We start from the raw sequence: 9,238 nt of genomic DNA on the forward strand, positions 1-9,238 counted from the left end.
GAGTAAAGCTATGGAGGTCGTTCAGATGAATGAGCAGGTAAAAGAATATATAGAAAAATATCCAAGTGAGATAATTGAAATGTTCAATAATTTAAGAAAGACCATTTTTGACAGCATTTCAAATGAACCGCAGGAAAGCTTATGGGCGAAACTGCCAAGCTATTATGTCGGTGAAGCGTTCGTGAGACTTATTCCCTTTAAAGACCATATCAACATTGAGGCACAGGCGGCAGCCGGTCATAAGGAAGAATTGGCAGGCTATAAAATGACTCCAAAGGGAATGGTGCAGATATATTTAAAACAGGATATACCATATGAAGCCCTGAAACAGATATTTGCAGAAACCTTAGAGCAGCAAACTTCGGTTTTATCAAGCAAATGATCGTTACCGAGCCACAAACTTAAAAAATTTATCAATACTTACTAACGCAGTCGCCGCGGGGCGTCCCCCGCCGTCGCGGGTCGTCACCCGCATATTCCGATTTATGTTGCCAACAAATAAAAGTTACCGAGCCACAAATTAAAAATTTTTATCAATACTTACCAACGAGGTCGCCGCGGGGCGTCCCCCGCCGCTGCGGGGCGTCACCCGCATATTCCGATTTATGTTGCCAACAAATAAAAGTAACCGAGCCACAAATTAAAAATTTTTTTCAATACTTACCAACGAGGTCGCCGCGGGGCGTCCCCCGCCGTCACCCGCAAGAAAGGAAGAATAGCTATGAAGCTTCTTGCAATAGATGGAAACAGTATAATGAACCGTGCGTTTTACGGTATCAAAGCCCTTTCGAATAAAAAGGGCGTGTTCACCAATGCGCTTACGGGATTTATGAACATCTATCTGAAAACCGCCGCAGAGCTGTCTCCCGAGGGCTGTGCGGTGGCGTTTGACTTGAAGGAGCCCACCTTCCGCCACAAGGCAAACGCCGCATATAAAGCCACAAGGCACGGTATGCCCGATGAGCTTGCGATGCAGATGCCCCTTATCAAGGAGCTGCTTACCGCTCTGGGCGTAAAAGTTCTGGAGTGCCCGGGCTTCGAGGCAGATGACATTCTCGGAACCCTCTCCACCCTCGGAAACGACACCGACCGCGTTTATATCCTGACGGGGGACAGGGACAGCTTGCAGCTCATAAACAAAAACGTCACCGTCCTGCTCCACACCACAAAGGAGCTTATCACCTGCACTCCCGAGAAATTTGCCGAAATGTACGAGGGACTTTCACCCCTTCAGCTTATCGACCTGAAAGCCCTTATGGGCGACAGCTCGGACAATATAAGCGGCGTCAAGGGAATTGGCGAAAAGACCGCGCTTTCCCTTATCAAGGACTATTCCTCCGTTGAGGAGCTTTACGAAAAGCTTGCCGCAGAGGAGGTCAGCGCCACAAGATCCGTTCTTGCAAAGCTCACCGCAGGCGAGGCGGACGCAAAGGAAAGCAAATGGCTTGCCACCATTGTAAAAAATGCTCCCATTGCCCTTTCTATGGCGGATTACGCATACGGCGAGCGTGACGAAGCGGCTTTGTCCCGTCTCCTTACCGAGCTTGAGATGACAAAGCTTATGGAAAGGCTGAATGTAAAGCCCTCTGCCGCATTAAAGGACATTCCCGAAGCCCAAAAGGAAAAGACTGTTGATTATAAAATAGCTCCCCAAAGCGTTTCGGACATAAAGGGCAGCTTTGCATTTATTTTAAAGCGCACCGAAACGGGAGCGGCGCTGTACACTGCCTATGAGGACAAGCTGAGCGTGTTTGAGAATGAGGACGATATCATCTCTCTCCTGTCCTCGGGATCTGAAAAGCAGACCTTCGGCGCAAAGCCTGCTTACCGATATATGCTCGAAAAGGGTGCGGAGCTTAAAAATATCGTTTCGGACGCGGACATTTCGGGATATCTTCTCAATGCCTCCGCCTCGGAATACACGATAAAGGGACTTTGCGCCGAGTACGGCTGTCCCGATTATGAAAACCTCGGAGAATATTCGGACATTGCGGCAATAAGCGGACTCTGCCGCCGCCTTGACAGGGAGCTTTCGGAAACGGGAGCGGAGAAGCTGTGCAAAGAAATAGAGCTGCCCCTTACCGAGGTGCTTGCGTCAATGGAACACTTTGGCGTAAAAGCGGACACCGAGGGCATAAGAAAATTCGGCGAGACCCTGACCGAGGAGATAGACGGGCTTGAGCAGCAGATATATTTCCGTGCAGGCAAGCAGTTCAACATCTCCTCGCCCAAGCAGCTGGGAGTTATCCTCTTTGAGGAAATGGGACTGCCCTCGGGCAAAAAGACCAAAACGGGCTATTCCACAGGCGCAGAGGTCCTGGAGGAGCTTCGCGACAAGGACCCCATCATAGATATGATACTCACCTACCGCCAGTACACAAAGCTGCGCTCCACCTATGTTGAGGGGCTTTTAAAGGCAGTGGGAGAGGACGGACGGATACATTCCGTATTCAAGCAGACCGAAACGAGAACGGGGCGCATATCCTCCACCGAGCCGAATTTGCAGAATATCCCCGTCCGCACCGAGCTTGGACGGAATATGAGAAAATTTTTCGTAAGTGAGGAGGGCAGAGAGCTTATCGACGCGGACTACAGCCAGATAGAGCTTCGTATCCTTGCCCATCTGAGCGGAGACAAAAATATGCAGGAAATTTTTAATGGCGGCGGCGATATCCACACCTCAACGGCGGCTCAGGTATTCGGAATGCCCGAGGATATGGTGACGCCCGAAATGCGCCGTGCGGCAAAGGCTGTTAATTTCGGCATTGTTTACGGCATAAGCGCATTTTCCCTTTCAAAGGACATTGACGTTTCCGTTGCAAAGGCGGACAGGTATATTAAGAGCTATCTTAATAATTTCAGCGGAGTGGCGGCGTTTATGGACAAGGCTGTTTCCGATGCCGCGGAAAAGGGCTATTCGGAAACTATTTTCGGCAGGAGACGGTATATCCCCGAGCTTGCAGCGAAAAACAAGAACATTCAGAGCTTCGGAAAGCGGGCGGCAATGAACGCACCCGTTCAGGGAGCGGCGGCTGACATCATCAAGATAGCTATGGTGAAGGTCTACCGCAGGCTCAGAGAAGAAAACCTTGACGCGCACCTTATTTTGCAGATACACGACGAGCTTATAATCGAGGCTTCGGAAAAGGACGCTGCCAGGGCGGCAGAGGTGCTGGGCGAGGAAATGCGCGGGGCTGTAAAGCTTGACGTTCCCCTCACCGCAGATGTGGAAACGGGTAAAAGCTGGTTTGAATGCCACTGATACTAATTCTAAATCGTTCTATAGACAAAGCCGACAGATAGAATAAGTCCAGTCTAGGAAAGCGACCGCAGGCGGGCTTGCCGCCCGGCAAGGGAGCTTGACGACGAATGGGCTTATTCTAGCCGAGGATTTGTCTATAGGTTGATTGAGAATTAGTATGAGAGGATTGGAAGGAAACAGGTAATGAAAATCAAATATTCAAAAGATGCATTGAAATTTCTTGCCAAGGTTCAGAAACCCATAGCCCAAAGTATAAGAGAAGCCATAAACGGATTGACACTTATTCCGCCTGAAGGAGATATAAAGGTTTTACAGGGGTATAACGATGGACGGCAGAGACTTCGTGTTGGAAAATACCGTATCATATATCGGTTTGATATTGACAATGAACTTAAAATATTGTATATTATAGACATAGGCTCAAGAGGCGATATTTATAAGTAGAAGGAGGTCTTTTGTATGTCACCAAAAACTAAACAGCTGATATTGATGTTTGAAATGCTTCCCGAACAGGAGCAGGAGCTTGCCTATGAAACAGTCAAGCGTTTTGTGCTTGCGTGGGACCCGGATTTTACAAAGGTAACTCCCGAGGAGCGGCAGCACATAGATGAAGCTGAAAAAAGCGGCTTTATTTCCGATGATGAGATAGATTGGGACAATTTGGAAAAATATGCAGATTGACCCGTCGCATGGAGCGGTGAAATATCCGCTCCTGTTTTTAAGTGAATTTTCCGGAAGGGCGGTAACAAAAAAATGGAAATAAAATTTCATCTCCCCGATTTTATGAGACATTGCAGGCTCAATCTCACCATGGCGGAGTATATGAAAAGAAATCCTCACAAATTCCGTGAGGGCGTGAAAATCGGCTCGGTCTACGGTTCATTCCCCAATATGCTCTGGAACGGCGGACGATACTTTCAGGGAAACTGCGACCCCCGTATCCCCGGCGAGGTGATAAAGCAGTTCAATCAGCGGGGCATACCCTGCCGCTTTACTCTCACAAATCCCCTGCTTACTCCCCAGCACCTCTCCGACCCTCTCTGCAACGCTATCCTCAAGGCGGCGGACAACGGAATGAACGAGGCGATCGTCTTTTCTCCCATGCTCGAGGACTACATCAGGGAGCATTTCCCGGATATGCCCATAACCAGCTCCACCTGCAAGCAGATCGAGGACTTTGACGAGCTTTGCACCGAGATGGAGAAGGATTATTCCCTTGTTGTCCTGGATTACAATCTCAACAACGATTTTGAGCTGCTCGGAAAGCTTCCTCACAAGGAAAAAGCCGAGCTGCTGATAAACGCCTGCTGCGACCCGGGCTGCAAGCGCAGGGGAGAGCATTACCGCTCCATCGGCAGAAGCCAGATCGCTCTCACCGAGCATATGATGAAGAAAACGGGCACGCCCTACACCCCCGAGCCCTTTGAGTGCCCTTGTATGAGGAAAACGCTGTATCAGACGGTCGATTCTCCTCTGCACATATCTCCCGAGGCGATATATGAGAAATATGTGCCTATGGGCTTTACAAATTTCAAGATAGAGGGCAGGAGCGTTCCCGATGTGAATGTTCTGGAAAATTATGTATATTATTTGGCAAAGCCCGAGTACAAGGACGAGGTCAGACTTGATATACTTATCATGCTTACGGGAAAATTTAAATATTTTGGCTGATATGTTCCGATTTTGCGCTTCGCACTTGAACGAAAATGAATAGAATTTTGAATTTTTGGGAAATTTACGATATTATTTTGTTAAATTTACAATCCGTTAATGATATATGCGATAAAAGTTTATAAACTGTGCCGCCTTTTATTATATAATAAAGATATATTATGTTGGAATATTTCGGACATTTTTTGCAGACGTATTGTGTGCATAATTCCGAGAATTTTAAATGGGAGGAATTTTGATATGTCACTTGGTAAGGTTCTTGTTGTTGATGACGATAATAACATCTGCGAGCTTCTGAAATTATATCTGGAAAAGGAAGGCTACGGCGTTATGGTCTCCCATGACGGCGATGAGGCTGTTGTTAAGTTCAATGCGCTCAAGCCCGATATCGTTCTTCTCGACATTATGCTTCCCGGCCTTGACGGCTGGCAGGTATGCCGCGAGATCAGAAAGAAATCCAATGTGCCCATTATTATGATAACCGCCAAGAGCGAGACCTTCGACAAGGTGCTGGGTCTTGAGCTGGGCGCTGACGACTATGTTGTAAAGCCCTTTGACACCAAGGAGGTAATTGCCCGTATCAAGGCAGTTTCCAGAAGAATTGGCCAGTCCTCCTCCGAGTCCGAGATCAGAGAGGTCAAGTATGACAAGCTGGTCGTTAATATGACAAGATACGAGCTGAGAGTGGACGGCAAGGTAATGGATACTCCTCCCAAGGAGCTGGAGCTTCTTTTCTACCTCGCTTCCAACCCCAACAGAGTTTATACAAGAGATCAGCTCCTCGACGAGGTATGGGGCTTTGAGTATTACGGCGATTCCCGTACCATCGACGTTCACATCAAGCGTCTCAGAGAAAAGCTTGAGGGCGTTTCCGACAAGTGGGCGCTCAAGACAGTATGGGGCGTAGGCTACAAGTTCGAGGCTGAAGAGGAAAATGCGTAAAAGCATTGCCGCAGAGTATTTCAGCTTATCGGCAGCGCTGGTTGCGGCGTCGCTCATATTCATGGCAACGCTTATAATCAGCTTTTCCGTATCCACCTACAAAAGCGACCGCAAAAATCTGCTGGAGCAGCTGACTGAGGAAGTCCGCGTCAGCGTTTCCGCATATCTGACCGGCGGACCCGACGGGGTCTCCGCTCTTCGTGAGATTTTGCCCTCGGTCTCTGCAAGCACGGGTGCGGACTATATTTTGTTTGACAGTGAGGGTGATGTTTTGGCTTGTTCCGAGGCATCACCTTGTTCACATACGGGGACTTTGAGCGCTCAGTCCATGAAAAAGGCTCTCCCACAGGGGGCTTTTGCTATGGACAGTATGGGCGGCTTTTATCCCGTATCCTGCCTCAATATGCTCTATTCCCTGAACTGCGGCGGGGAGGAATATTATCTTGCGGCAAGCCTCAGCGCCAAGGGCTTTACGGATTATCTGAGGGCTATGGTGGTGCTTTTTCTTGCGGCTTTCGCAGTCATTATGCTGGCAGTCTTTCCGCTGCTCAAGTATACCATTGACCGCATCCTTACTCCTCTCAAGGAGATGACATTGGCGGCAAAGCGGTTCGGAGAGGGGGATTTCTCGGAAAAGGTCTGCGTTTCCGACCAGAACGAGATGGGCTTTCTGGCAAACACCCTGAACGATATGGCAAGCTCCCTTGAAGCCATCGAGGAGAACAGAAAAAGCTTTATCTCCAACGTTTCCCACGAGCTGAGAACGCCCATGACCACCATCGGCGGCTTTGTGGACGGAATACTTGACGGCACTATCCCCGAAAACAGGCACAGGGAATACCTGAGAACGGTCTCCGAGGAGATAAACCGTCTGGCGAGACTTGTGCGCTCAATGCTCAACATATCCAAGTACGAGGCAGGCGAAATGCAGCTCCAGACCGAGGATTTTGACATTACCGAGCTTACGGTCAAGACTGTGCTCCTTTTTGAAAAACGTATCGAGGGAAAAAATATCGACATCAGAGGTCTTGACACGGACAGGTTTTTTGTCAATGCGGATATGGACCTTGTTCAGCAGGTCATTTACAATCTTACCGAAAATGCGGTGAAGTTTGTGAACGAGGGCGGATATATCTCCTACAGCTTCCGTGAAGAGGAGGGCGCTGTGGCGGTGGTTATCCGAAACAGCGGCGAGGGTCTGAAGAAAAATGAGATAAACAAGGTATTTGACAGATTTTACAAAACCGACGAGTCAAGGGGCAAGGACAAGACCGGCGTGGGTCTCGGTCTGTCCATCGTGCGCTCGATCATCAAGCTGCATAACGGCTCGGTGCTTGTCCGCAGCAAAACAGGGGAATACACCGAGTTTGAATTTACTCTGCCATCGGGCAGCCGCCCTTGATCGGCAAAACCTTAACGGAGGTCGGTATGGAAATATACGAAAACGGGTCGTCACCCGAAAACAATAACGAGAATGATAAGCCTGTCAATCCCGATCTGAACAGGGGGGGCGGCGTTTTTGCGGAGGAGGATCTTTCGGAGAAGATGCCGGATGCTCCTGCCAATAATTATCCTCCCTATCAGACGTATCAGCCCTACGGCGCGCCGACGGGAAACGGTTATCCCCAAAGTTACGGGGGTGCTGCATCGCCTGCGGACGCTGCTTACAGGCAGATGTATTCGGGGGTGGCTCCCGATCGCCGCGGTTATTACGGCAATGCTCAGGGTATGATGGGAAATGCTGCTCAGTACGGACCGTCCCAGAATTATTCTGCTGCGGATAACGGCTCGGGCGGCTATGTCCCGCCTCAGAACGGCAATGTTTCCGGCTATGCGGGGGGCAATGCGTCAGGCTGTGCAGGAGGCAATGTGTCCGGCTGTGCAGGAGGCAATGCGTCCGGCTGTGCAGGAGGCAATGTGCCTTACGGTGGATATTATTATCAGCCCCAGGTGGGAGCGGTGTCTGCTTCTATGGGCGAAGGCGAGATGAAAAAGTCCTCAAAGGGCTGGATAATTGCGGCGGTCATTATCGTTGTGCTGATGTTCTCGGCGGTAATGCTGCTGCTGGCTTTCGGTCATAAGGACGAGGGGCTGACCCTTGATACGAATGAAACGGGAAGCGGTTCGGCTCAGAACGTTTCTCAGAGCGGCTCTGAATCAAAAGGCGTGACTGTTAATATCAATGTGGCTCCGAAGCCTGTGGAGAATGAGGAGTTTTATCAGAACAAGGAAACGGGTCTGCTGACGCCTGCGGGTGCGGCAAATCAGGTCCTGCCCTCTATCGTTAATCTCTACGGCTATACCACGACCACTGTGCAGCCTTATAACGAGGCTTCGGGCATTATCATCTCCGAGGACGGATATATTATCACCAATGCCCATGCCACCGAGGATATTTCCCGTTTCAAGGCTAAGCTCAACGATGAGCGCGAGTTTGAGGCAAAGCTTATCGGTGCGGACACACGGACCGACCTGGCTGTTCTGAAAATAGAGGCTGACGGGCTTGTGCCTGCGGTCATCGGCAGCTCGTCGGATATGATACAGGGCGAAGAGGTCATTGCCATCGGAAATGCAGGCGGCTTCAACGATACGGTCACGGTGGGAAATGTTTCCTATGTTGACCGTGAGATCAAAAGCTATACGGGCTATCCCATCAAATGCATTCAGACCGATGCGGCGCTTAATTTCGGCAATTCGGGCGGCGCGCTGGTCAACCTCTACGGTCAGGTGGTCGGCATCGTTGTGAGCAAATACAGCTCCACGGGCAGCGAGAATATCGGCTTTGCCATTTCTACGGATTTTGCGGTCCCCATAGTCGAGGATATTATGGAAAAGGGCTATGTGACAGGCAGAGCGAGGATAGGTATACTTTATAAGTTCATTTCGCCAGACAGCGCGGAGAGTATGGGAATAAAGCCCGGGCTCCTGGTGGCTGAGATATCCGATGACTGCGACGTGTCAAACACCGACCTGCAGAAGGATGATATCATTATGGAGATAGACGGAATCCCGATGATAACCGAGAACAGCGTCAAGGAATTCCAGAATACTCACAATGCGGGAGATGTGGTCACGGCTAAGGTGTACAGGCTTGAATTTAACGGCGAGGCAAAGGAATTTGAGATATCCTTTACGCTTGAGGAACAGAAATAACAGGAGCGGACAGTGCGCGGGCGCTGTCCGCATTTCTATGCGCTAAGTTGCAAGGTGAAATTGCACATTTTACAGCAGCGAAAGGACAAGCGAAAAGGCAAAATAGCCAAACTCAAAAATATAGTCGAAAAAGGCTTGACATTTGTGAGCAGGTGTGGTAAAATAAAAAAGCTGTCGGTGATGCAAAGGTCACAAAGATAGCGGCACTCG

General features: G+C 49.5%; 8 protein-coding genes. All 8 read left to right on the forward strand.

Features of this window, described 5'->3' with window-relative positions; all coding sequences use genetic code 11:
• The first annotated feature begins 25 nt into the window (after window positions 1–25).
• Entirely contained in the window at window positions 26–382 is a 357-nt protein-coding gene (locus ACI4J0_RS03830; RefSeq protein ID WP_439764494.1) for a DUF1801 domain-containing protein, read from the forward strand.
• A gap of 339 nt (window positions 383–721) precedes the next feature.
• A complete protein-coding gene (gene polA / locus ACI4J0_RS03835; protein WP_439764495.1) occupies window positions 722–3,262 on the forward strand; it encodes a DNA polymerase I in 2,541 nt (846 codons plus the stop codon).
• A gap of 183 nt (window positions 3,263–3,445) precedes the next feature.
• Window positions 3,446–3,706 (forward strand): type II toxin-antitoxin system RelE family toxin, encoded by a 261-nt coding sequence (locus ACI4J0_RS03840; RefSeq protein WP_439764496.1) that lies wholly within the window; start codon window positions 3,446–3,448, stop codon window positions 3,704–3,706.
• A 15-nt stretch (window positions 3,707–3,721) separates the two neighbouring features.
• On the forward strand, window positions 3,722–3,943 hold the full coding sequence (locus tag ACI4J0_RS03845) for a hypothetical protein (RefSeq protein ID WP_439764497.1): 222 nt from the start codon (window positions 3,722–3,724) through the stop codon (window positions 3,941–3,943).
• 72 nt (window positions 3,944–4,015) lie between these two features.
• A complete protein-coding gene (locus tag ACI4J0_RS03850) occupies window positions 4,016–4,933 on the forward strand; it encodes a hypothetical protein (protein ID WP_439764498.1) in 918 nt (305 codons plus the stop codon).
• A gap of 240 nt (window positions 4,934–5,173) precedes the next feature.
• Window positions 5,174–5,875: a response regulator gene (locus ACI4J0_RS03855; RefSeq protein WP_178726962.1), complete on the forward strand. Its 702-nt coding sequence runs from the start codon at window positions 5,174–5,176 to the stop codon at window positions 5,873–5,875.
• On the forward strand, window positions 5,868–7,277 hold the full coding sequence (locus tag ACI4J0_RS03860) for a HAMP domain-containing sensor histidine kinase (RefSeq protein WP_439764499.1): 1,410 nt from the start codon (window positions 5,868–5,870) through the stop codon (window positions 7,275–7,277). The genes ACI4J0_RS03855 and ACI4J0_RS03860 overlap by 8 nt, the downstream gene beginning before the upstream one ends.
• A 26-nt stretch (window positions 7,278–7,303) precedes the next feature.
• Entirely contained in the window at window positions 7,304–9,028 is a 1,725-nt protein-coding gene (locus ACI4J0_RS03865) for a S1C family serine protease (RefSeq protein WP_439764500.1), read from the forward strand.
• Window positions 9,029–9,238 lie beyond the last annotated feature (210 nt).

This window comes from Huintestinicola sp. (assembly GCF_051882455.1).
Taxonomy (GTDB): Bacteria; Bacillota; Clostridia; order Oscillospirales; family Ruminococcaceae; genus Huintestinicola.

Coding starts and splice junctions, on each gene's coding strand:
- ACI4J0_RS03840 (WP_439764496.1), top strand. CDS start 3,446: ATGAAAATCAAATATTCAAAAGATGCATTGAAATTTCTTGCCAAGGTT.
- ACI4J0_RS03860 (WP_439764499.1), top strand. CDS start 5,868: ATGCGTAAAAGCATTGCCGCAGAGTATTTCAGCTTATCGGCAGCGCTG.
- ACI4J0_RS03865 (WP_439764500.1), top strand. CDS start 7,304: ATGGAAATATACGAAAACGGGTCGTCACCCGAAAACAATAACGAGAAT.
- ACI4J0_RS03850 (WP_439764498.1), top strand. CDS start 4,016: ATGGAAATAAAATTTCATCTCCCCGATTTTATGAGACATTGCAGGCTC.
- ACI4J0_RS03845 (WP_439764497.1), top strand. CDS start 3,722: ATGTCACCAAAAACTAAACAGCTGATATTGATGTTTGAAATGCTTCCC.
- ACI4J0_RS03855 (WP_178726962.1), top strand. CDS start 5,174: ATGTCACTTGGTAAGGTTCTTGTTGTTGATGACGATAATAACATCTGC.
- polA (WP_439764495.1), top strand. CDS start 722: ATGAAGCTTCTTGCAATAGATGGAAACAGTATAATGAACCGTGCGTTT.
- ACI4J0_RS03830 (WP_439764494.1), top strand. CDS start 26: ATGAATGAGCAGGTAAAAGAATATATAGAAAAATATCCAAGTGAGATA.